The sequence below is a fragment of the Microbacterium sp. VKM Ac-2870 genome (assembly GCF_015350795.1).
Taxonomy (GTDB): Bacteria; Actinomycetota; Actinomycetes; order Actinomycetales; family Microbacteriaceae; genus Microbacterium.
The window spans coordinates 390822-412620 of sequence record NZ_JADKSH010000002.1 but is presented as its reverse complement, the minus strand read 5'-3'; the positions used below and the strand labels follow the sequence as shown (position 1 = coordinate 412620).

General features: G+C 70.1%; 21 protein-coding genes. 10 read left to right on the top strand and 11 right to left on the bottom strand.

Going from position 1 to position 21799, the window contains the following annotated elements:
• The 5 genes from ITJ43_RS05860 to ITJ43_RS05840 all read right to left on the bottom strand — a co-directional run bounded on the left by ITJ43_RS05860 (position 1) and on the right by ITJ43_RS05840 (position 4717).
• Positions 1 to 1464 (bottom strand): LCP family protein, encoded by a 1464-nt coding sequence (locus tag ITJ43_RS05860; protein ID WP_194582883.1) that lies wholly within the window; start codon positions 1462 to 1464, stop codon positions 1 to 3.
• Positions 1461 to 1928 (bottom strand): 5-(carboxyamino)imidazole ribonucleotide mutase, encoded by a 468-nt coding sequence (purE, locus tag ITJ43_RS05855; RefSeq protein WP_194583192.1) that lies wholly within the window; start codon positions 1926 to 1928, stop codon positions 1461 to 1463. The genes ITJ43_RS05860 and purE overlap by 4 nt, the downstream gene beginning before the upstream one ends.
• Positions 1929 to 2057: 129 nt before the next feature.
• The gene (locus tag ITJ43_RS05850) at positions 2058 to 3197 is read right to left on the bottom strand and encodes a 5-(carboxyamino)imidazole ribonucleotide synthase (RefSeq protein WP_194582882.1); all 1140 of its coding nucleotides are present in this window, start codon (positions 3195 to 3197) and stop codon (positions 2058 to 2060) included.
• 75 nt (positions 3198 to 3272) lie between these two features.
• Complete coding sequence (locus ITJ43_RS05845; RefSeq protein ID WP_323741137.1) at positions 3273 to 3848, bottom strand: PH domain-containing protein; 576 nt, start codon at positions 3846 to 3848, stop codon at positions 3273 to 3275.
• 89 nt (positions 3849 to 3937) lie between these two features.
• Positions 3938 to 4717 (bottom strand): biotin--[acetyl-CoA-carboxylase] ligase, encoded by a 780-nt coding sequence (locus ITJ43_RS05840; protein WP_194582881.1) that lies wholly within the window; start codon positions 4715 to 4717, stop codon positions 3938 to 3940.
• 150 nt (positions 4718 to 4867) lie between these two features.
• Here ITJ43_RS05840 and ITJ43_RS05835 point away from each other — a divergent pair, with 150 nt between their 5' ends.
• Together ITJ43_RS05835 and ITJ43_RS05830 are read left to right on the top strand one after the other, a co-directional pair.
• Positions 4868 to 6469 carry an acyl-CoA carboxylase subunit beta gene (locus tag ITJ43_RS05835; protein WP_194583190.1) on the top strand — a complete coding sequence of 534 codons (1602 nt, stop codon included), beginning with the start codon at positions 4868 to 4870 and terminating at the stop codon, positions 6467 to 6469.
• Positions 6466 to 6726 carry an acyl-CoA carboxylase subunit epsilon gene (locus ITJ43_RS05830; RefSeq protein WP_194582880.1) on the top strand — a complete coding sequence of 87 codons (261 nt, stop codon included), beginning with the start codon at positions 6466 to 6468 and terminating at the stop codon, positions 6724 to 6726. The genes ITJ43_RS05835 and ITJ43_RS05830 overlap by 4 nt, the downstream gene beginning before the upstream one ends.
• A 255-nt stretch (positions 6727 to 6981) precedes the next feature.
• Here the strand turns inward: ITJ43_RS05830 and ITJ43_RS05825 are convergent, their stop codons facing one another.
• The 4 genes from ITJ43_RS05825 to ITJ43_RS05810 form a co-directional block, all read right to left on the bottom strand.
• Complete coding sequence (locus ITJ43_RS05825) at positions 6982 to 8013, bottom strand: hypothetical protein (RefSeq protein WP_323741136.1); 1032 nt, start codon at positions 8011 to 8013, stop codon at positions 6982 to 6984.
• A gap of 8 nt (positions 8014 to 8021) precedes the next feature.
• Positions 8022 to 9260 carry an ATP-binding protein gene (locus tag ITJ43_RS05820; protein WP_194582878.1) on the bottom strand — a complete coding sequence of 413 codons (1239 nt, stop codon included), beginning with the start codon at positions 9258 to 9260 and terminating at the stop codon, positions 8022 to 8024.
• Complete coding sequence (locus ITJ43_RS05815) at positions 9250 to 9918, bottom strand: response regulator transcription factor (protein ID WP_194582877.1); 669 nt, start codon at positions 9916 to 9918, stop codon at positions 9250 to 9252. The genes ITJ43_RS05820 and ITJ43_RS05815 overlap by 11 nt, the downstream gene beginning before the upstream one ends.
• Before the next feature lie 81 nt (positions 9919 to 9999).
• A complete protein-coding gene (locus ITJ43_RS05810; protein WP_194582876.1) occupies positions 10000 to 11331 on the bottom strand; it encodes a class I SAM-dependent RNA methyltransferase in 1332 nt (443 codons plus the stop codon).
• Between the two features lie 59 nt (positions 11332 to 11390).
• Here ITJ43_RS05810 and ITJ43_RS05805 point away from each other — a divergent pair, with 59 nt between their 5' ends.
• From ITJ43_RS05805 to ITJ43_RS05795, 3 genes are all read left to right on the top strand, one after another.
• A complete protein-coding gene (locus ITJ43_RS05805; RefSeq protein ID WP_194582875.1) occupies positions 11391 to 12068 on the top strand; it encodes a Maf family protein in 678 nt (225 codons plus the stop codon).
• A 78-nt stretch (positions 12069 to 12146) separates the two neighbouring features.
• Entirely contained in the window at positions 12147 to 13943 is a 1797-nt protein-coding gene (locus ITJ43_RS05800) for an acetyl/propionyl/methylcrotonyl-CoA carboxylase subunit alpha (protein ID WP_194582874.1), read from the top strand.
• Complete coding sequence (locus ITJ43_RS05795) at positions 13943 to 14395, top strand: hypothetical protein (protein WP_228495483.1); 453 nt, start codon at positions 13943 to 13945, stop codon at positions 14393 to 14395. Before ITJ43_RS05800 ends, ITJ43_RS05795 begins: the two co-directional genes overlap by 1 nt.
• Before the next feature lie 41 nt (positions 14396 to 14436).
• Here ITJ43_RS05795 and ITJ43_RS05790 read toward each other — a convergent pair whose 3' ends face one another.
• Positions 14437 to 15888, bottom strand: coding sequence for an NAD(P)H-quinone dehydrogenase (locus tag ITJ43_RS05790; RefSeq protein ID WP_194582873.1), 1452 nt, complete (start codon positions 15886 to 15888; stop codon positions 14437 to 14439).
• Between the two features lie 106 nt (positions 15889 to 15994).
• Here ITJ43_RS05790 and ITJ43_RS05785 point away from each other — a divergent pair, with 106 nt between their 5' ends.
• Genes ITJ43_RS05785 through ITJ43_RS05775 form a run of 3 tightly spaced genes read left to right on the top strand, consistent with a single transcriptional unit; the run spans position 15995 to position 19133 of the window.
• Complete coding sequence (locus ITJ43_RS05785; RefSeq protein WP_194582872.1) at positions 15995 to 16828, top strand: purine-nucleoside phosphorylase; 834 nt, start codon at positions 15995 to 15997, stop codon at positions 16826 to 16828.
• The gene (locus ITJ43_RS05780) at positions 16825 to 18513 is read left to right on the top strand and encodes a phospho-sugar mutase (RefSeq protein WP_194582871.1); all 1689 of its coding nucleotides are present in this window, start codon (positions 16825 to 16827) and stop codon (positions 18511 to 18513) included. Before ITJ43_RS05785 ends, ITJ43_RS05780 begins: the two co-directional genes overlap by 4 nt.
• A gap of 53 nt (positions 18514 to 18566) precedes the next feature.
• Complete coding sequence (locus ITJ43_RS05775) at positions 18567 to 19133, top strand: GNAT family N-acetyltransferase (RefSeq protein WP_194582870.1); 567 nt, start codon at positions 18567 to 18569, stop codon at positions 19131 to 19133.
• A 5-nt stretch (positions 19134 to 19138) separates the two neighbouring features.
• Here the strand turns inward: ITJ43_RS05775 and ITJ43_RS05770 are convergent, their stop codons facing one another.
• Positions 19139 to 21064 (bottom strand): BglG family transcription antiterminator, encoded by a 1926-nt coding sequence (locus tag ITJ43_RS05770; protein ID WP_194582869.1) that lies wholly within the window; start codon positions 21062 to 21064, stop codon positions 19139 to 19141.
• Between the two features lie 109 nt (positions 21065 to 21173).
• Between ITJ43_RS05770 and ITJ43_RS05765 the strand changes: the two genes are divergently transcribed.
• Complete coding sequence (locus ITJ43_RS05765) at positions 21174 to 21518, top strand: PTS sugar transporter subunit IIB (RefSeq protein ID WP_194582868.1); 345 nt, start codon at positions 21174 to 21176, stop codon at positions 21516 to 21518.
• Positions 21515 to 21790, top strand: a complete 276-nt coding sequence (locus ITJ43_RS05760; protein WP_194582867.1) for an HPr family phosphocarrier protein — start codon at positions 21515 to 21517, stop codon at positions 21788 to 21790. The genes ITJ43_RS05765 and ITJ43_RS05760 overlap by 4 nt, the downstream gene beginning before the upstream one ends.
• Positions 21791 to 21799 lie beyond the last annotated feature (9 nt).

Genomic DNA, 21799 nt, shown 5'->3' with positions numbered 1-21799 from the left:
TCAACCCTCCGGTGTCGGAGAGGGCGAGGGCGGGTACAGCATTTGCTGGATGACGTCGCGCACGTGAGCGTACTGGTCGGGCGTCGGGTCATCGGTGAGAATGCCCGCGCCGTCCGGTGTGAGCTCGAGGGTCTGCACCGGCTGTTCCTTGGCCTTGACGCCGAGCTGGACGAGGTAGCCCAGCATCGAGTCGGGGATGTCGGTCTTGACGAGGTCCGATCCGGCGGCGGCGACAGCCTGGAAGCGGCTGAGAACATTCGCCGGATTCGCCTGAGCGAGGATCGCCTGCTGCAGTTCGCGCTGGCGGCGCATGCGGTCCCAGTCGCTCGTCGTGTAGCGCGAGCGGGCGTACCACTGCGCGGTGTCACCGTTCATGTGCTGCGGGCCGACCTCGATCCAGCCGATCGCCCAGTCCTCCGCCGGCTCACCTTCGTAGGTGGGTCCCCCGCCTTCGGGCAACCGCTCCTGCACGGTGATGTCGACGCCGCCCAGCGCATCGACGATGTCGGCGAAACCCTTCATGTCCACGAACACGTAGTACGGGATCTGGATGCCGAGAATGCCCTCCGCGGCATCCTTGGTCGCCTCGATCGCGGGCGTGGAGCTCTTCGCCGCGGCATCCGGATAGATCTCCTTGCCGTCTTCGGGCTGGCAGATCTCGACGGCGTTCATGAGCTGGTTGATGCCCGGGCCCCACCCGCACGACTCCGAGGGGTGCCCCTCGAAACCGTCGGGGTAGCGGTCGTGCATGGGTCCGTCGGCGAACGGCGCGTAGGCGAGGTCACGCGGGATTCCGGTGATGTGCACCGCTCCTGTTTCGGCGTTGACGGAGACCACCGAGATGCTGTCGAACCGCATCGAGTCGCGGCCGAGACCGCTGTCGGCGCCGAGCAGCAAGAAGTTGTAGTAGCCGTTGGACGGCGGCACGGGCGGCGCATCGTTCGTGAAGATCGACGCGATCGCCTCACGGGCGGGCGCCAACAGCTGCTGGGCCGCGTACACCGCTCCCCCACTCCCGACAACGAGACCGAGGATCGCGAGCGCCGCCGCAACCGGACGAGCCCCGCGACGCACGTTCACGAGACGGATCAGACGCAGGGTGTCGACGGTGAGCACCACCCAGAGTAGGGCGTAGGCGAGCAGGACGAGCTGGATGACCAGAAGAGCGAAGCCGTTGGTGCCGACCGAGAACAGCAGAGCGGGCCAGATCAGCGCCGCCACCAGCGCGAGCACGACCACGACCCAGAACAGCAAGGTCGCGGCAAGACCGACGCGACCGAGGCGGCGATTTCCCGCCAAGAGCTGCGCCGAGCCGGGAATCAGGAAGTTGAGCACCAGCAGCCACCAGGCCCGCCGGGTCATCAGCTGCGGCGAGCGCGTGTCGGGGCGCCGCATCGGCTGCTCGCCGACGATCACCCCCGCACTGTCCGCGCGGGGAGGACGCGGTGGAGCGGCAATGCTCACAGCGACTCCTTCAGCCGCAGGTTCTTCTCCTCGACCTGCTCCTCCAGGGTGCGCGCGTACTGCTCGACGCGATCGGCCAGACGCGGATCCCCCGCCCCCAGGATGCGCACGGCCAGCAGCCCGGCGTTCTTCGCCCCGTTGATCGACACCGTCGCGACGGGGATGCCCGCGGGCATCTGCACGATGCTCAGCAGAGAGTCGAGTCCATCGAGCGTTGCGAGCTGCACCGGCACGCCGATCACCGGCAGCGCCGTGACCGACGCGAGCATTCCGGGCAGGTGAGCGGCCCCACCGGCGCCGGCGATGATCACCTTGAGTCCGCGGTGCCGCGCCTCGCGGCCGTAGCGCAGCAGTTTGTCGGGCGTGCGGTGGGCCGAGACGACCTCCACCTCATGCGCCACCGTGAACTCACTCAGCACCTGCGACGCATCACTCATGACCCGCCAGTCGGAGTCCGACCCCATGACGACGCCGACGAGAGGGGATGCCGAGGAATGCAGGGGCCTTGTCACGCGTCAAGGCTAGGGCGACACCCTGGAAGAACCCCGCAACGCCACGCGTCGCGCCGGGGCCTGAGCCGGTCGTGGCTGTTCTCAGCCCGCGAAGAACGCCGCCGCGGCGCGCGCCTCGTACACGACGGCATCGAGGTCGTCGCCGACGGCGTTGATATGCCCCACCTTGCGGCCGGGGCGCGGAGCCTTGCCGTAGGTGTGCACCTTCACCGCCGGATGGGCCGCGAGAACCGCGGGGAAGCGGCTTTCCAGGGTGTCGCGTTCGGGGCCGCCGAGGATGTTGACCATCACCGCCCACGACTGACGCACCGCGGTGTCGCCCAGCGGAAGATCGAGCACCGCACGCACGTGCTGCTCGAACTGGCCCGTCACCGCACCGTCCTGACTCCAGTGGCCGCTGTTGTGCGGGCGCATCGCCAGCTCGTTGACCAGCAGGCGCTCATCCGTCGTCTCGAACAACTCCACCGCGAGCATCCCCGTCACTGCCAGACCGTCGGCGATCGCGATGCCGATCTCGGCGGCGACCTCGGCCAGTCGGGCGGCGCCATGGGGCGCGGGGGCGATGACCTCCGCACACACGCCGCCGCGCTGCACCGTCTCGACCACCGGATAGGCGAGCAACTCGCCCGACGGTCGTCGCGCGACCTGCTGGGCGAGCTCGCGGGAGAAGTCGACGAGCTCCTCGGCAAGCAGAGCGCCGCCGTCGAACCAGTCGGCCACCTCGGCCGGATCGGCGACAACCCGAACCCCCTTGCCGTCGTATCCTCCCCGAGGCGTCTTGACCACGGCGCGGCCGCCGTGGGCGTCGAGGAAGTCCCGAAGGGCGCCCGCGTCGGTGACGGCAGCCCACTCGGGCTGCGGCATGCCGAGTTGCTCGAGACGCTCGCGCATCGCGAGCTTGTCCTGTGCGAACTGCAGGGCGTCGGGGCCGGGGTGCACGCGGATGCCGTCGGCGACGAGAGCACGCAGCACCTCCTGCGGCACGTGCTCGTGGTCGAAGGTCAGCACGTCGACGTCCTGCGCGAACGCACGCACCGTGTCGAGGTCGCGATAGTCCCCGACCGCGGTCGCCGCGATGGCGGCGGCCATCCCCGGCTCCTCGGCGAGGACGCGCACCTGCACGCCCAGTTCGACCGCCGGGGCGATCATCATCCGCGCCAGCTGTCCGCCGCCCACGATTCCGAGCGTGAGTGCCATGCTGCTCCCTTTCGTCGGCTCCATCTTCTCAGGTGCCGCAGGCGCAGGCTTCTCAGGTGCCGCAGGCGCAGGCTTCTCAGCTGCCGCAGGCGCAGGCTTCTACGCGCGTGACGAGCGGTCGGCGTCGACGGGCACGGTCGCGCCGTCCCACGGTGCGTCGCGGTGGGCGAGGATCTGGCTGACCTCGACCTGGTCGGAGAGCACCTCGTGCACGAGGCGGACGGTCGGCACGTTCACCAGGCGCAGCGGCTCATCCACTCCGTTGGAGAGCACCAGGGTGCCTGCACCCCAGAGCCGCTGCAGCGGTCCGCGCCGCTCCACGATCGTGTAGCCGCGGGCGTGCGACAGTTCGCTGCGGCGGCGTCCGAACGCTCCCGACTGCTCGATGACGCGACGCGTGGTGATCGTGTAGGTGTGCGACAGCCAGCGCAGATACGGAAGAACCACCAACAAGAGCACGACGAGCGCGGCCGCGGCCCACAGCATCCAGTCCTGCAGCGGGTTGGGAAGATTGCCGGTGAAATACCCGACCGCGCCTGCGGCGGCCACCAGCACGGCGGCGGACCAGAACAGGCGACGGGCATGCGTGTGCACCCGCGCGATCCTCCGCTCGGGCATCGGCGCACCGGGAGCGGGCGCGGCGGGACGCCCGGGATAGGCGGTCGGCGAGGTCACGCTCTCATTGTGCCGGTCGACGACGAGAAATCCGGCACAACCGGGCCGATGTTCGCGTTTCGATCGCGTCGGTGAGGCGAACGGCTCGATCAGCGCACGTGGACGACGTCGCCTGCTCCGACGACCGTCTCCTCGCCGTCGGGCGCACGGACCACGAGGCGCCCATCCATGTCGAGGCGGACCGCTGTCCCTTCCAGGAAAGACTCATCCGGGAGCGAGACCCTCACTGCGGCGCCGATCGTCGTGCAGCGCTGGGCGATCGCGTCGGCCACGGCGGCGGCGCCGCCGACAGCCAGCTCGGCGATCCGGTCGCGCAGACCGGTCACGAAGTCGGCGACGAGACGATCTTCGTCGGCCACGGTGTGCAGAGCAGCAAAAGACGTCGCCGTCGGAACGGGAAGATCACTCGCGGCCATCGTGGTGTTGACGCCGGCACCGAGGACGACGGTCTGCGGGTCGTCGGGCAGCACCTCCGCCAGGATGCCGCAGATCTTCCGCCCGTCGACGAGCACGTCGTTCGGCCACTTCAGTGCGACCTCGTGCCCAGGCAACTGCGCGCCGAGGGCATCCGTCATGGCTGCTCCGGCGATGAGCGGGATCCACCCGCGGTCGTGCGTCGCCACCGCACCCACACGCAGCAGCACCGAGACAGCGAGCGCCGATCCGGGCGGGGTCACCCAGGTACGACGGAGCCGCCCGCGTCCCGCGCGCTGGTCGCGCGTGAGCAGCAGCGCGAGGTGAGGGTGGGAGTCGGGGTCGTCCTGTGCGTCGCGCATGAGCTTGGCATTGGTCGAGTCGATGGTCTCGACGACGTGCACCCGAGGCGACACCGCGGCGGACAGAGGGTAGCCCTCGCGAGGAATCGACATAGCGTCACCCTACGCCGGGCGACCGCGATGAGGTCGGGGATGCCCGCGCCATCCCACAATCGAATCGCCATCTCATTGTGAGCGTCAGCCAACGGGCCGTGCGATGCGGTCGCTAGGGTGGAAAGCGTGCCAAAGCAGCCAGATCAATCCGTGCAGCCAGATCAATCCGTGCAGCCAGATCTCTCCACGACCGCCGGCAAGATCGCCGACCTCCGGGCCCGGTACCAGGAGGCGGTCGTCGATGCCGAGGTGATTGCTCAACAGAAGCAGCACGCCAAGGGCAAGATGACGGCGCGCGAGCGCATCGAGCTGCTCGTCGACCCCGGCACCTTCGTCGAGTTCGACGAGTACGTGCGCCATCGCACGAGCGCCTTCGGGATGGACCGCTCGCGCCCCTACGGCGATTCGGTCGTCACCGGCGTGGGCACCATCCACGGCCGTACGGTCGCCGTCTACGCGCAGGACTTCACGACTTTCGGTGGCTCGCTCGGCGAAGTCGCCGGCGACAAGATCATCAAGACCATGGAGTACGCGCTCCGCGGCGGCATGCCGATCATCGGCATCCTCGACTCCGGCGGCGCGCGCATTCAGGAGGGCGTCGTCGCCCTCGGCAAGTACGGCGAGATCTTCCGCCTCAACACGGCGGCCTCCGGCGTCATCCCGCAGATCTCGATCATCATGGGCCCGGCGGCGGGCGGCGCCGTGTACTCCCCCGCCCTGACCGATTTCGTGATCATGGTCGACAAGACCAGCCAGATGTTCGTGACGGGCCCCGACGTGATCAAGACAGTCACCGGCGAAGACGTCGGCATGGAAGAGCTCGGCGGCGCCTACACCCACAACACCCGCTCGGGTGTGGCGCACTACCTCGCCGAAGACGAAGACGACGCGATCGACTACGTCCGCTCGATGGTGGGCTACCTCCCCGACAACAACATGGCCGAGATCCCGGTTTATGAGAGCGAGTTCGAGTGGGAGACCACCGACGCCGACCGCACGCTCAACACGGTCGTCCCCGACTCGCCCAACCAGCCCTACGACATCCACCAGGTGATCTCGCACATCGTCGACGGCGGCGACTTCCTCGAGGTGCAGCCGCTGTTCGCTCCGAACATCGTCATCGGCCTCGGCCGAGTCGAGGGCCGCACGGTCGGCATCATCGCCAACCAGCCGTCGCAGATGGCCGGCACCCTCAACATCGAGGCTGGCGAGAAAGCCAGCCGGTTCGTCCGCTTCTGTGATGCGTTCTCGATTCCGATCCTCACGTTGGTGGATGTGCCCGGCTACCTCCCCGGCACCGACCAGGAGTGGACCGGCGTCATCCGCCGCGGGGCGAAACTCCTGTACGCGTACGCGGAGGCGACCGTGCCGCTCGTGACCGTCATCCTTCGCAAGGCCTACGGCGGCGCGTACATCGTGATGGGTTCCAAGCAGCTCGGAGCGGACGTCAACCTCGCCTGGCCCACTGCAGAGATCGCCGTCATGGGCGGCCAGGGCGCCGTCAACATCCTCTACCGCGGAGAGATCCGCAAGGCCGAAGAGGCGGGCGAGGACGTCGCCGCGGTACGTCAGCGCCTCGCGAACGAGTACACCTACAACGTCGCGTCACCCTTCCTCGCCGCCGAACGCGGCGAACTCGACGGCATCATCGAGCCTGCGCAGACCCGCGTGGCCGTTGCCAAGGCTCTGCGCTCCCTGCGCGGAAAGCGTGCCAGCTTGCCCGCGAAGAAGCACGGTAACATCCCGCTATGAGCGCCTCCGTCCCTCCCGTTCCGGCGGCGGACGCGGCCTCGGCGGCGGCGGATGCCGTTCGCATCGACGTCCTGCGTGGTGAGCCCACGGCGCAAGAGCTGGCAGCCGTGATGGCCGTCGTCTCGGAGGCCTACTCGCGCGAAGCCGCCGACGCGATCGCCGAAGAAAGCCCGCGTCGCTCCGCCTGGGAGCTGTCGGCGCGCGGTGTGCGCACGCCGCTTCAGCGCGACATCGGCTGGGGACGCTTCGCCGGCTGAGATCGCCATGCTCGGCGTTCTTGTCCCCCAAAATACCTACAGACAACGCCTCCCAAGCCCGGAAGAATCGATATCGCTGGAACGCTTCTGCGTTCGGTCGCATCTGCTCCAAGAGCGGGTTCGGCCCTTCGCGAGTCGGTTTTCGGGTAACCGCTCGCATGGCGAGGGGCGGGCGGCTTCGCCGCCCCTCGCCTCCTCCTTCTTCGCGGCATCCGGAGCGTCTCGGGACCGCTCGGTACCGCCGCAGACGTGCGCTCAGTCCTGCGGGCGGCGAGGGATCTCGCTCCAGAGGTCGACCTCGTCTTCGCCCTCGTCGGACGCGGTTCTGCCGACGACGGTGACGGCGATCTCCTCGTGGGTGGAAGCCCGTACGTAGACGCGCTCCGAGTCGGCCTCGGCGAGGACCTCCGCCAGGCGAGCGCGGATCAGCGCCCGCTCACGCGACGACAGCCCGTCGAGACCCCCTTCGTCCAGCACCGACACGGTGGTTCCTCGTTGCCGTGCAGCCGCCAACGCCGCGCGCACCCGCTCGTCGAGCAGCGCCGAACCGCGCAGCTCGTCGCGGAGCGCCTCTTCGGCGATGTGCGCCTCGCGCCGTTCGGCATCGCTCAGATTCCCCCCGGTCTCGATGGTGCGCGTGAGCACAGGCCCGGCGAGCGCGAGCGCACGGCGCACCAGTGTGCGTCGCTCGCGTCGAATGCCCTCCTGCGCGGCGAGCCATTCCGATGCCGCACGCTGCAGCGCAGTCAGTTCGGCCGTATCGGCAGCGGCACGGTCGACCAACCACGTCAGCAGCTGCGCCACTCCCACCCACAGCACCGCACCCACGACCCCCAGGGCCAGGGCGTCGGTGGGGCCGATCCAGAGGGTTGCCTCGACCGCCAACAACGCGACACCCGCCCACGCGACCCAGGGACGGCGGCGCACCATCACGATGGTCAGCAGCGCACCGACGGCGCCGACGCTCCATGTGCCGAAGCCGGTGCGCCTCGCGGCGAGGCCGACGGCGACCCACGAGGCGTTCGGCACGAGGACGGCAGCGGCGAGGGCGAGCACGGCCGCCCACGCCGGAAGCACGGACCGGCTGCCCAGCTCGCCCGTGATCGGATGTCTCCGCAAGGGCACGGCGGTGGCGTTCCAGAAGAGGCACAACCACGTCGTCACCAGGTAGAAAGCGACGGTCGCCACCTGCAGCATCGGGTACAGCGGCGGCGTCGTCCACAGCAGAGCACCGACGGCCAGGTACGACGTGAAGGCGACCGCCAGCACCGAAAGAGTGGTGCGCACCCGAAGGTTCATCGCGGGTGCTGCCAGTCGAGAGTGACGAGGGTGCCGGCCGCCGCGGTCCGCACTCGCGCCCGACCACCGACGGCCGCCATCCGCGCGACGATCGAGCCACGGATGCCCAGGCGGTCTTCGGGGATGTTCGCCGGGTCGAACCCCGGTCCGCGGTCGATGACCTGCAGGCGCACGCCCGCCTCATCGACGCGGAGCGACACCCGCAGCCCTCGCGCCTGCGCATGATCGATCGCGTTCCTGACGGCCTGCGCCGCGGCCAGGACGAGCGCGCGGGCGACACGGCCCGGCACGGCCGGGACGCCGATGCCGATCTCGGCCTCGACGGGGATGTCCGGGGCGAGACCGGCCACGACGGTGCGGAGACCGGCGGCGACTGCCGCCGCATCGACCGGCTCGTCGGGCCCCTCACCCGAATCCTGATCGGCGTTGGCGAGACGGGTCAGCGCCTCGCGCGCCATGGCCGACGCCAGCCCCTCCTCGCGCGGCGTCTCGGCGCGCTCGGCGGCGATGAGGGCAGCGAGCACGCTGTCGTGCATCAACGCGGCGACGGCCACCCGCTCCGTCTCTGCGGCATTGGCGGATGCGGCTTCGGCATACGAGGCGACCGCGTCGCTGCGGGCCCGGTCGATACCCACCGCCACACTGCGCAGCAACCATCCGAGGACGATTACCACCGCGCCGAGGATCGCCGCGAACGTGGCGTCCAGCGCGACGCCGACCGTCGCCGAGGATCCGATCCCGAGCTGCAGCAGCCGGGCTACCGCGTACAACACGGGAATCAGTGCCGCCCACACGATCTGCATCGCCAGAGGGAAAACGAGCACCGCCGCGGCTGTCGCGACGTTCAGCAGATACCAGATCCACGGGGCGCCGCCGGCGTGCAGACCGCGCCCCTGCACCATGAGAGGCCAGCACACCAGCACGAGCGGAAACACCACGGCGAAGACGCCCGCCGCGGCGCGGACAGCGACCCCCGCCAGGCACGCGGCGACCATCATGCCGAGCGGGATGAAGACAACGAGCAGCAGCGGCAGATGCACCGCAGGAGACTCCTGGCGGGAGCCCCACGCGTTGAGGAACGCCTGGACCCCGAGCACCGCGCACCCGAGCGCCACGACCACACGAATGATCCGCTCGACGCGTGCCTGCGTGAACTGCTCCGCCCCGGCCGCGATGTCGCCCAGCGGTCGTCGCACCGCCGGATCGACGGCGATCGGCAGAGACTCAGTCGTCACCGCTGCCCGCTCCGGCATGGCCGGGCATGAGACCGTCCTCCATGGCGCGACGCAGCAGATCGACTTTCGTCGGCGCGGGCCGCCCCACCTCGACGTACTTCACCCGCACCCGAGTGATGTTCTCCTTGGCGGTGGAGTACGCGATACCGAGCCGGTCGGCCACGGCCTTCAGCGGCAGCCCCGCCGCGTAGAGGCGGAGCACGTCGCGCTCACGCTTGGACAGCTGCGCGTCGGCGAACGCACGGTCGCCGTCGACGGCGCTCGCCCACTCGATGTTGTCGAGCGCCTCGCCGCGGGCGACGGTCCGGATGGCCGCGATCACATCGTCGATGCGAGAAGCCTTGCTGATGACGCCGGCGGCACCGGCGGCGAGCGCCTCGCGCACCGCGGCGGGGCGGTCGGCGACGCTGTGGATCAGCACGGGCGAGCCGTCGCCGACCAGGCTGGTGACGTTCTCGGTGACGGTCGTGCCGTCACCGAGAGTGAGGTCGAGCACGACGATGTCGGCGGGGGGCGATCCGGAGCGCAGCCGCCACTCCAGGTAGGCGCGCACGGTGCTGCCGGAGAAGACGACGTCTTTGGTCACCGCGCGTGCACACGCCGCCTCGAGCCCGAGGCGCACGGACTCGTGGTCATCGATGAGAGCCACACGCGTCATGGGCTCAGCCTAACCAGGGGGCTGAGCCGCGGCATCCGTCGAACGGCTACGTCCGTCCGCTCCGCCCCCGGAGACCCGGCATCAATCGGTGCGCTGCAGCAGGGCCACGGCCTCGACATGGTGCGAGTGCGGGAAGAGGTCGAGGGCGTCGATGCGGCGGGGCTCGTACCCGTGCTCGCGGAAGGTGCCGAGGTCACGGGCCAGCGCCACCGGGTCGCATGCGACGTAGACGACGGATGCCGGGCTCAGCGCCGCGACGGACTCGACGACGGCCCGCCCGGCCCCCGCGCGAGGCGGGTCGAGGAGAGTGACTCCTCGCGCCAGCCGCGCGCGGTCGGTAGACCCAGCCTGTGCGATGAGCCTGGTGAGGAATCGGTCGGTGCGGTCGGTCTCTGCGCGAGCTCCGATCCAGTCGGCGAGGTTCTCGCCCGCGTGCTCGGTGGCGCGGGCATCGGATTCGACGGTCGTCACGCGCGTCGCCGGACCGCCCAGAGTCGCCAGCGTGGCAGCGAACAGCCCGACGCCGCCGTACAGGTCGAGGTGGTGTGCATCGGGGTCGACGCCCCCGGCGTCGCGGAGTGCGGCCGCGACGACATCGGTGAGGGTGTGCGCGGCGAGCCGGTGCACCTGCCAAAAGCCGCCTGCATCGACGCGGAACCGCCTCCCGTCGACCTCTTCGACGATGACCTCGCGCGCTGCGGAACCCGCCGCCGACAGGGCCGCGGGCGGGGAAGCTACTCGCCCGCGACCTCGGCGCGGGCGGTCGGTGTCGGGCCGGGGCACCACGCGGACGCGGCCGTCTGCCGGCTGCACGAGGTCGATCCGACCCGGCCGCCCCGACAGCGTGCGCGCCACCTGCTCGATCTCGGCTGTCGCGAGCGGCAGATCGTCGACGGGAATGACGCGGTGGCTGCGCGCGGCGAAGGGCCCGACGATGCCCTGATCGTCGACGTGCAGGCTCACCCGGGTGCGCCAGCGCGACCCATCGGGCACCTCCGCCGACGTGGAGCTCCCATCGCCGACGACGATCGGCGCGGGCTGCGCGACCGTGACCGTCGGGTCGGTGACACCGCCGAAACGGATCAGGGCCTCGCGCAGGACCTCCTCCTTGAGCGCCCGCTGCCGGTCGAGGGCGATGTGGCCGAAGTCGGCGCCGCCGGGGCGGAGATCGGGGACGACATCGACATCGGCGGCCGCCCACACGTGCGGACGTCGATCGGCAGACGCATCGAGCACGTCGACCGTCGCCGCGCGCCAGAACGACGACTTCGCGGTGTCGGTGAGCTGTACGCGCACCCGTTCGCCGGGAATCGCATCGGCCACGAACACCACCCGTCCGTCGTGACGGGCGATGAACACACCGCCGTGCGCCACATCCGTGATGTCCAGATCGAGCAGATCGCCGGGTTGCATCCTTCGATGCTGTCACGGATCGTCTCGGCGGATGGCGCCCGAACCGTACCCTGGAGGGCATGCGCGTGTGCCTGGCATCCACCTCCCCCGCCCGTCTCATGCTGATGCGGCAGGCGGGGATCGAGCCGCTTCTGCGCTCGCCCGGCGTCGATGAGGAGGCGGTGGTCGCCGCCGTCGAGTCCTCCGCGGGCCGCACCCTCGCGCCGGACGAGCACGTCCTCCTGCTGGCAAGGCGCAAGGCCGCCGCCGTCGTGGCCACGCTTGCCGACAGCGACCCCGACTTCGACGGCGTTGTCGTCGGCGGCGATTCGATGTTCGAGATCGACGGCCAGGTTCTCGGTAAGCCGCTGGAGCCCGCCGTTGCCGTCGCCCGCTGGGAGCAGATGCGCGGCCGCACCGGGGTACTCCACTCCGGGCACAGCGTCGTGCGCGTGAGCCCCGGGATGCCGCCGCGCGAGGAGCATGCGGTGGCTGCGGCATCCGTGAGCTTCGTCGCCGACATCACCGATGCCGAGATCGCGGCGTACGTCGCCACCGGTGAGCCGCTGCAGGTCGCCGGAGCCTTCACGGTCGACAGTCTCGGCGGCCCCTTCATCGAGCGCGTCGACGGTGACCCGTCGACGGTCGTCGGGATGTCGCTGTCGACGGTGCGCCGACTGTGCGCCCAGCTCGACATCGTGTGGACGGACCTCTGGGTGGCGCCGACCGATCCGCAGAGCGACCGCGTGTCTTCGTAGCCTGTCGCACACGATTCGACGTCGATCTTGTGCGAGTGATCCAAAGTCAGGGGGGTCGGCGTGGGTAGGCTGACATCCATGCCACGCTCACTGGACCTGACGGTCGCGCGCCCGCAGATCACCAAAGTGCTCATTGCGAACCGCGGTGAGATCGCCGTCCGAGTGATCCGGGCCGCCCGCGATTCGGGCAAGGCATCGGTCGCCGTCTACGCCGACCAGGATCGCGACGCGATGCACGCCAAGCTCGCCGACGAGGCCTACGCCCTCGACGGGTCGACCTCGGCCGACACCTACCTCTCGATCGAGAAGATCCTGTCGGTGGCGCGTCGCGCCGGCGCCGACGCGGTACACCCGGGCTATGGATTCCTCGCCGAGAACGCCGAGTTCGCCCGCGCCGTCATCGGCGCAGGGCTGATCTGGATCGGCCCCTCTCCCGAGGCCATCGAAGCCCTCGGCGACAAGGTGACCGCTCGCCACGTGGCCGAAAAGGTCGGCGCACCTCTCGCCCCGGGAACGCCCGGCCCCGTCGCCGGAGCCGACGAGGTCATCGCTTTCGCCCAGGAGCACGGCCTGCCCATCGCGATCAAGGCGGCGTACGGCGGCGGCGGACGCGGCCTGAAGGTCGCCCGCGAGCTCGACGAGGTCGCCGAGCAGTTCGAATCCGCCACCCGCGAGGCGATCAGCGCCTTCGGGCGCGGCGAGTGCTTCGTGGAGAAGTACCTCGACAAGCCCCGGCACGTCGAAACGCAGTGCCTCGCGGATGCCGAGGGCAACGTCGTGGTCATCTCCACGCGCGACTGCTCGCTGCAGCGGCGCCACCAGAAGCTCGTCGAAGAGGCACCGGCGCCCTTCCTCACCGACGAGCAGAACCACACGCTCTACGAATCGTCCAAGGCGATCCTGCGCGAGGTCGGCTACGTGGGCGCCGGCACGTGCGAGTTCCTGATCGGCGCCGACGGCACCATCTCCTTCCTCGAGGTCAACACCCGTCTGCAGGTCGAGCACCCCGTCTCCGAAGAGGTCACCGGCATCGATCTGGTGCGCGAGCAGTTCCGCCTCGCCGAGGGCGGCACGCTCGACTACGACGACCCGCAGCCCGTCGGCCACTCGATCGAGTTCCGCATCAACGGCGAAGACCCGGGTCGCGGGTTCTTGCCGCAGCCCGGTCGCATCCACCAGTTCAAGACGTTCGGCGGCCCCGGCATACGCCTCGACTCCGGCGTGACCGCGGGCGACAGCGTCTCGGGAGCGTTCGACTCGCTGCTCGGCAAGCTCATCGTCTCGGGACGTGACCGCGCCGAGGCACTGGAGCGCTCCCGGCGCGCCCTCGACGAGTTCGAGGTCGCCGGCATGCCCACCGTGCTGCCGTTTCACCGCAAGGTCGTGCGTGACCGCGCCTTCACGGCCGAAGACGGCCACTTCGGCGTGTTCACCCGGTGGATCGAGACCGAGTTCGACAACGACATCGCACCGTGGGACGGCGAAGCGGAGTCTCCGGCCGAAGCCGAGCCGCGTCACATCGTCGTCGTCGAGGTGTCGGGCAAGCGCCTCGAGGTGAGCCTTCCCGATCGCATCGCGGTCGCACCCGCCAAGATCGGCCGACCGGCGGCGGTGCCGCCCTCGCGCCGCTCGCACGCTCCGACGGTGATGTCCGGCGCGTCCGGTGACGCCGTGAAGGCGCCGATGCAGGCCACGATCGTCAAGGTCGCGGTCGAGGAGGGCCAGCCCGTCGTCAAGGGCGACCTGGTCGTCGTGCTCGAAGCGATGAAGATGGAGCAGCCGATTCAGGCGCACAAAGACGGCGTCGTCGGCGCCATCAACGCCGCTCCCGGCACCACCGTGTCGGCCGGGCACCAGTTGCTCACGATCTCCTGATGATGATCGCCGCGTCCCGCCGTCGCCTCGCCGTCGCCGCGACTGCGGCATCCGCTCTCGCGCTCTTGACCGGGTGCAGCACGGGGCCTTCCGACGCGGACCGCGCGGCGTGGTCGGCCTGGTCGGCATCGGTGATCGGAGCGAACCCGGGCGCGGCCGCCAGCGGAATGCTCGCCGCCAGCGAGGGGCCGGGGACCAGTGTGACCCTGTCGACGGGCACCACGTATCGCGCGGTCGAGCTGCGTTGCATCGGTGCCGACCGCGTGGCGTTCGCGTTGACCTACACCGCCGGCAGCTCGACGGTCAGCACACAGCAGGACATCGTCTGTCAGCAGGGCGCCCTGCGGACGCCCATCGCCATTCCGACGGCCATGCAGAACCTCACGTCGTTCACGGTGTCGGCGACATCGTCGGATGGCGAAGGAATGTGGACCGCGCAGGTGCAGCGGTAGCCAGACGGAGCGAAGCGGGGCGCATGCTGTGACCGCTTCGCTCAGCCGAAGAAGTCGTCGTCGCGGTTGACGAGGTGCATGGCGCGGGTCGCGTCGGTGACCGAGGCGCTCAGCGACGGGAAGACGGCGAAGATGCGTGAGACCTGGTCGACGGTGAGGCGACGCTCCACCGCCATCGCGATCGGGTAGATGAGCTCGGAGGCGCGCGGGGCGACGATCACGCCGCCGATCACGGTGCCGCTGCCCTCACGGGCGATGATCTTCACGAAGCCGTCTTTGATGCCCATCATCTTCGCGCGCGCGTTGGCGGCCAAGGGCAGCTTGTACACGTATCCGTTGATGGCGCCCGTCTCGAGGTCCTTCTCCTGGCGGCCCACGGTCGCGATCTCCGGCGCGGTGAAGATGTTGGCCGTGATGCGGCGGCGCTCGAGCGGGATGACCGTGTCGCCGAGGGCGTGGAAGATGGCGGTGCGTCCCTGCATCGACGCGACGGATGCCAGCGGGACGAAGGTCGTGCAGTCGCCGGCGGCGTAAATGTTGGGCACAGAGGTGCGGGCGACGCGGTTGACGCGGATGTGGCCGGAGTCGGTCAGCTGCACACCGGCATCCTCGAGGCCGAGGTCGGCCGTGTTCGGGATCGAGCCGACCGCCAGCAAGCAGTGACTGCCCTCCACGGTGCGCCCGTCCGAAAGCGTCACGACCACGCCGTCGCCGGAGCGCTCGACGCTGTTCGCGCGCGAGGTCGACAGCACCGTCATCCCCCCGCGCGTGAAGACTTTTTCGAGCACGGCGGCTGCATCGGCATCCTCGCCCGGAAGCACCTGGTCGCGACTGGAGATCAATGTGACTTTGGCGCCGAGGTTCATGTACGCCGAGGCGAACTCGGCCCCCGTCACGCCGGAACCGACGACGATGAGATGCTCGGGCAACGACTTCATATCGTAGAGCTGGGTCCAGGTGAGGATGCGCTGACCGTCCGGCCGGGCGGTGGGCAGCTCACGCGGCGACGCCCCGACCGCCACCACCAGCGTGTCGGCCTCGACGCGGTCGAAATCGGTTCCTCCGGGACCCGTCGATACGACGAGGGCGTGATGGCCGTCGAGCCGCCCGTGGCCGGCGATGATCCGCACACCTGCCTCGACGAGCTGGGCACGCATGTCGTCGGACTGCTGGCGCGCGAGGGAGAGCAGACGCTTGTTGACCGCCGCGAGGTTGATCGCGACCTCAGGCTTGAGGGCCGTTCCGCGATCGTCCTTGGCGAAGAACTGCACACCCAGATCGTGCGCCTCTGAGATCGCGACTGCAGCGTCGGCCGTGGCGATGAGGCTCTTCGAGGGGACGACGTCGGTCATGACGGCCGCTCCGCCAACCCCCGCACGCTCGACGAGGGTCACATCGGCGCCGAGCTGCGCGGCGGCGAGCGCCGCCTCGTACCCGCCGGGACCGCCACCGAGGACAGCGACCGACTGGGTGTTCACGAAGCTCGACGACATTGCTCCATTCTTTCAGGCCGACACGGCGGGCCGTGTCGCGCCGCGTCGGTCCGCCCGAAGCGCGGCGCGAGTGGCCCGGGGGCGCCGGGGTTCCTAGAGTGGGAGCATGTCCGACATGAACAGCAATCCGCTCGACGACCCCTCCGCCGACCCGTTCGAGGTCGCCGCGCAGGCGGCGGGCGACATCGCCCGCCTGACCGGCGTCGAGCACCACGACATCGCCCTCACCCTCGGCAGCGGATGGGGCAAGGCCGCCGACCTCATCGGCGAGACGACCGCGACCGTTCCCGCCACCGAGGTCACCGGGTTCAGCGCCCCGGCGCTCGCCGGACACGTCGGGTCGCTGCGCAGCATCCTGACGCCGACCGGCACGCGCGTGCTCGTCATCGGTGCCCGTACCCACTACTACGAGAACCACGGCGTACGCCGGGTCGTGCACAGCGTACGCACGGCCGCCGCGACCGGGGCCACCACGATGGTGCTGACCAACGGCGCCGGCGGCATCAAGGAGACCTGGACGCCGGGCACCCCCGTGCTCATCAGCGATCACATCAACCTGACCGCCGACTCCCCGCTGGAGGGCGCGACCTTCATCGACCTCACCGATCTGTACTCGTCGCGTCTGCGCGGCATCGCCCGGTCGGTCGATCCGACCCTCGATGAGGGCGTGTACTGCCAGTTCCGCGGCCCACACTATGAGACGCCCGCCGAAGTACAGATGGCGAAGGCCATCGGCGGTCACATCGTCGGAATGTCGACGGCGCTCGAGGCGATCGCCGCGCGGCAGGCCGGCATGGAGATCCTCGGCTTCTCGCTCATCACCAACCTCGCCGCGGGCATCCAGAAGACGCCGTTGAGTCACGCCGAGGTCATCGAGGCCGGCCAGAGCGCCGAGCCGGTCATCTCGGCGCTGCTCGCGCGCGTGATCGGCCAGCTGTGAGCACGGCGGATGCCGCGGCGGACGCCCTGACCGCGGCGGCGCGCTCCTGGCTCGCGCAAGACCCGGACGAGGTGACCCGCGCGGAGCTCACCGCCGTGCTGGACGCCGCCGCCGCAGGAGACGCCGCGGCATCCGCCGACCTCGCCGACCGCTTCGGCGCGCGCCTGCAGTTCGGCACCGCGGGGCTGCGCGGGCGCCTGGGCGCGGGCAGCAACCGGATGAACCGTGTGCTCGTCTCACAGGCGGCCGCCGGATTCGCGGCATACCTGCGCGAGAAGTCAGCGCCCGGTGAGACGCCGCTGGTCGTGGTCGGATACGACGGACGGCGCAACTCCGACGTGTTCGCCCGCGATTCGGCCGAACTGTTCGCGGGGGCGGGTCTTCGCGCGGTGCTGCTGCCGCGGCTGCTGCCGACGCCGGTGCTGGCCTTCGCCGTCCGCCACCTCGGTGCCGCCGCGGGCGTCATGGTGACCGCGTCGCACAACCCGCCGGACGACAACGGCTACAAGGTCTACCTGGGCGGTGCCGACGACGGATCGCAGATCGTCGCGCCCGCCGACGCCGAGATCGCCGCTCAGATCGATCGCGTGGCCGCCACGACGGTCGTTTCCGAGCTGGCCCGGGGCGAGTACGAGATCGCCGACGAGTCCGTCGTGCAGGCGTACGTCGCCGCGACCGCGGCGGTCGCTCCCGCCACGGCGGGCGCCGCCGGGATGAGCTGGGTCTACACCGCGATGCACGGCGTCGGCTACGAGACCCTGCGATCGATCCTCGAGCTCGCGGGGTATCCGTTGCCGACCGTCGTCGAGGCGCAGATCGCCCCCGACGGACGCTTCCCGACCGTCGCGTTCCCCAACCCGGAAGAGCCCGGCGCGATGGACCTCGCGTTCGAGACGGCACGCGCGGTGGATGCCGAGTTCATCATCGCCAACGACCCCGACGCCGACCGTCTCGCGGTGGCTCTTCCCGACGCCGCCGCCGACGGCGGCTGGCGCCGGCTCACCGGCAACGAGATCGGCCTGCTGCTGGGGTGGCGCGCCGCGGCCCGGGCCGCCGAACGCGGCACGGCCGGCTCGCTGGCGTGCTCGCTCGTCTCCTCCCCCGGCTTGCAGACGGTCGCCGAGCACTACGGGTTGGACTTTCACGCGACGCTGACGGGCTTCAAGTGGATCTCGCGTGCCCCCGGCATCCTGTACGGCTTCGAGGAGGCGCTCGGCTACCTCGTCAACCCCGAGACCGTGCGCGACAAGGACGGCATCTCGGCGGCGGTGGCGATTCTCGGCATGATCGCCGAGGCACGGGAGCGCGGCGAAGGACTCGCCGACCTGCTGCGGCAGTTCCAGGACACATTCGGTTTCTTCGCGTCGGGCCAGGTGTCGCTGCGGGTCGAGGACCTGTCGGTGATCTCCGACATCATGGCGGGGCTGCGGGCGGCACCGCCGACCCAGTTGGGCGGCACGGCGGTGGTGCGGATCGACGACCTGATGACGGGCGTCGACGGGTTCCCGCCGGGCGATGTGCTGCGGCTGTGGCTCGATGACGGGTCGCGGCTCATCGTGCGCCCCAGCGGCACCGAGCCCAAGCTGAAGGCCTACCTCGATGTCCGCGGCGAATCCGCCGCCGACGCCGAGCGACGCCTGGCGGCGCTGGATGCCGCTACCCGCGCCCTGATGACCCCCGCCTGAACTGCCCCCACGCCTTCGTCCTCGCGACGCGCGGCAGCGCCTAGGCTCGGAGCGTGTTGTTGACGGATGCGGTCGTGCTCGAGAACACCCACGTGCGGCTGGAGCCCTTGCGCGCCGACCACGCCGTCGAGTTGCAGCGCGCGCGGGACGGGTTGGAGTACGCCTGGTACACGTCCGTTCCGACGGACGCCGCCGCGGAGATCGCGCATCGGCTCGCCGAGAGGGATGCCGGACGGATGAACCCGTTCGCGGTCATCGTCGGGGAGGTCGCCGTCGGCATGACCACGTTCTGCACGATCGACAGCGCCAGTCCCCGCGTCGAGATCGGGTACACGTGGCTGTCGCCGACCGTGCAGCGCACCCCCGTGAACACGGCGGCGAAGCTCCTGCTCCTCACACACGCGTTCGAGGAGTGCGGCGTGATCGCGGTGCAGTTCTGCACACACTGGCACAACCGGCAGTCGCGGGCGGCGATCGAGCGCCTCGGCGCGAAACAGGACGGCGTGCTGCGCAACCACCGCGTCGGTCCCGACGGGACGCTCCGCGACACCGTCGTGTACTCGGTCCTCCCCCATGAGTGGCCCGCCGTGAAGCTCGGGCTTCAGTCGCGGCTCGGCTGAGAACGTCAGCCGTCGACGACGGCGGCGAGTTCGTCCAGGAACGGACCGAAGGAGGTGCCGCGGCGGACGATCCGCTGCACGCTGTCGCGTTCGCTGAACACCTCGACCAGCTGCTCGAACACGGTCTGAAACGCTTCGCGGTCGCTCTCCGAGAAGGCGACCATCGCGATCACCTGCACGCGTCCGTCACCCCAGCTCATAGACGGGTCGGCGATGCCCACCGCGATGGATGTCCGGGTCGCGGTCATCCCGATCGCGTGCGGCACGGCGAGCGCATCGGTGAAGGCGGTCGATGACAGCCGCTCGCGCTCGAGCGTGCGCTCGACATAGTCGTCGTCGATCACTCCCTGCGCCACCAGGCGGGCACCGAGATCCCGGATGACGCTTTCTTCGTCGGCATCCGCCGCGACGCGGCCGATGAAGGCGTCGGCGGAGAAATAGCGCCCCAACTCCTCGCGCAACCGCGCGAGGCGGCGCCCCCGACGCACACGCCCCGCCGCCGCCTGCACCCGTTCGATGTCCGATTCGGTCAGGAACGGCTGGATGCGGACGATACCGTCGCCGGCGAACGGCGGATCGATCGTCGTGAGGATGAGGTCGGTGTCGATCGCGTCCCAATCCGGGTCGGCGCGGGTATCGACGCCGACGACATCGACGGCTTGACCGAGCGAGCGGTCGACGCTGGAGCGCAGCAACTCGTGCAGCTCGTAGTACCCCGGGCAGACGATCGTGGCGGTGAGGACGGTGCCGGCGTGTCGGCTTCGTTCGAGCTGGCCGCCGACGTGCATCGCGATGTAGGCGATCTCGTCGTCGAGAATCGGGATGCCGAGCAGCCCGCGCAGTCCGTCGGCGAGGAAGACCGCGACATCGAAGATCATCGGGTACGTCGCCTTGAGCGAGCGGGTGAGCGGGTTTCGCGACCATGCCTGCTCCTGCGCGCGCAGCCGCAGGTTCTGCACGTGGAGCGCGAGCCGGAGGACGAAATCGTCGTGCTCGATGTCGACGAGGAACTCGAACGCCGCGCGGTGCACGACATCGCGCACCGCGGCCTCGACATCGGGCTGCAGACCCGCCCGCGTGACCGACGCCGCCTCCCCCGGGCCGGGCGCGACCACGCGGCCGAGCACCAGTGCGGCGAGGTGACGGCGATCGCCCGCTCCCAGGCGCAGACCGAGGTGGCGCTGGCACAGGACGTCGAGCAGATCGCCGACCGCCTCCTGCGCTGCGCTCGAGGAGTCGACCGCGGTCGCTTCCAGGGCGCGGTCGTGGGCGACGCGATCGGCGGTGATGGCGACGTGCATCATGACATCGCCGATGCCGAACTCGTTGACGAAGTAGCCGAGGTCGCGCAGGCCCGAAACGAGGTCGGCCTTGAACGGGCCGAACACGGCCTCTCCGATCGAGCCCGCTCCCAGGCTGCGGCGCAGCGCGCCGAGGTCGAACGCCCCATCATCGGTTTCATCGTGGGCCAGGCGGCTCAGCAGACGCCGCTGCGCCATCTCGGTGCCCCGCAACCGCGCCCGCGAACCGGTGCGCTCCAGGGTCAGTTCGGTGTCACCGAGAAGCGCACGCACGCGGGCGAGGTCACCCTCGAGGGTGGCGGGGCTCACGTGGAACTCCTCGGCCGTCTCGTACACGTCCACGCCATCCCGGCCCGACAGCAGGCTTCGCACCAAACGATGCACACGCTCGCGCGGCGTCGCACTGTCGACGGCGGCGCGGAGGGCGAGCGGAGCGTCGGCGCCTGCGCGATAGCCGAGCGGACCCGATTCGACGACGGTGCCCCGGGGCACCCGGGCGTTGAGCGCCGTGACGTAGCTGCGGATGCTGCGGGGAGTCACCCCGACGATGTCCGCCAGCTCGCCGGCCGTCAGCCAGTCGGATTCTCGCGCGAGGAGCGCGATGACCCTGTCCTGGCGCGCTCTGCTCATATCTTCCAGTCAACCACGCCCACCGTCACCTGTTTCCGCCCCCGCGGAAACAGGTGTGGTTGTCGCCTCTCAGCGCTTTCACAAGAATGGCTGGAAAGGAGGCGGATCGATGAGGATCCTCGTTGTGTGCGGCGCGGGAGCGTCGAGCACTTTCGTCGCGCAGCGCGTCAGACACGCTGCGCAGACGGCCGGGCGTCAGCTCAGTGCCGTCGCTGGCACCGAGCAGTCGCTCCCGATCGACATCGATGCCGCAGACATCGTGCTCGTCGGACCCCACCTGCTCGGCAGCCTGGACCGCATCCGACGAGACGCGGCGACGCGCCTCGCGCACGTGATCCTGCTTCCCGCCGACATCTACCGAGACGTCGACGGCACGCGCACGCTCGCGCTCATCGACGAAGCACTGGACCCCGACCGAGAACACCCCGCCCCGACGGAGAGGAACCCCGCATGAGCTCTGTGTCGCGAACGATCCGTATCGGATCGTCGAATGGACTGCACGCTCGCCCCGCGAAGCTGTTCGCGCAGGCGGTGAAGGAGTCCGGCCTTCCCATCACCATCTCCAAGGGGTCGGGAGCGGCTGTGAACGCCGCCAGCATCCTCGGCGTCATCTCGCTGGGCGCGGAAAAGGGCGACTACGTCACCCTCACCGCCGAGGGCGAGCACGCGAATGGCGTGCTCGACACCCTCGCCGAGCTGCTCACGACCGACCACGACGAGAACTGAACCGAAAGA

What these genes read in the sequence shown, in the direction of transcription:
- purE (WP_194583192.1), bottom strand. Translation starts at nt 1,928, where the DNA reads ATGGGGTCGGACTCCGACTGGCGGGTCATGAGTGATGCGTCGCAGGTG.
- ITJ43_RS05850 (WP_194582882.1), bottom strand. Translation starts at nt 3,197, where the DNA reads ATGGAGCCGACGAAAGGGAGCAGCATGGCACTCACGCTCGGAATCGTG.
- ITJ43_RS05840 (WP_194582881.1), bottom strand. Translation starts at nt 4,717, where the DNA reads ATGTCGATTCCTCGCGAGGGCTACCCTCTGTCCGCCGCGGTGTCGCCT.
- ITJ43_RS05830 (WP_194582880.1), top strand. Translation starts at nt 6,466, where the DNA reads ATGAGCGCCTCCGTCCCTCCCGTTCCGGCGGCGGACGCGGCCTCGGCG.
- ITJ43_RS05815 (WP_194582877.1), bottom strand. Translation starts at nt 9,918, where the DNA reads ATGACGCGTGTGGCTCTCATCGATGACCACGAGTCCGTGCGCCTCGGG.
- ITJ43_RS05810 (WP_194582876.1), bottom strand. Translation starts at nt 11,331, where the DNA reads ATGCAACCCGGCGATCTGCTCGATCTGGACATCACGGATGTGGCGCAC.
- ITJ43_RS05805 (WP_194582875.1), top strand. Translation starts at nt 11,391, where the DNA reads ATGCGCGTGTGCCTGGCATCCACCTCCCCCGCCCGTCTCATGCTGATG.
- ITJ43_RS05800 (WP_194582874.1), top strand. Translation starts at nt 12,147, where the DNA reads ATGCCACGCTCACTGGACCTGACGGTCGCGCGCCCGCAGATCACCAAA.
- ITJ43_RS05795 (WP_228495483.1), top strand. Translation starts at nt 13,943, where the DNA reads ATGATGATCGCCGCGTCCCGCCGTCGCCTCGCCGTCGCCGCGACTGCG.
- ITJ43_RS05790 (WP_194582873.1), bottom strand. Translation starts at nt 15,888, where the DNA reads ATGTCGTCGAGCTTCGTGAACACCCAGTCGGTCGCTGTCCTCGGTGGC.
- ITJ43_RS05785 (WP_194582872.1), top strand. Translation starts at nt 15,995, where the DNA reads ATGTCCGACATGAACAGCAATCCGCTCGACGACCCCTCCGCCGACCCG.
- ITJ43_RS05770 (WP_194582869.1), bottom strand. Translation starts at nt 21,064, where the DNA reads ATGAGCAGAGCGCGCCAGGACAGGGTCATCGCGCTCCTCGCGCGAGAA.
- ITJ43_RS05765 (WP_194582868.1), top strand. Translation starts at nt 21,174, where the DNA reads ATGAGGATCCTCGTTGTGTGCGGCGCGGGAGCGTCGAGCACTTTCGTC.
- ITJ43_RS05760 (WP_194582867.1), top strand. Translation starts at nt 21,515, where the DNA reads ATGAGCTCTGTGTCGCGAACGATCCGTATCGGATCGTCGAATGGACTG.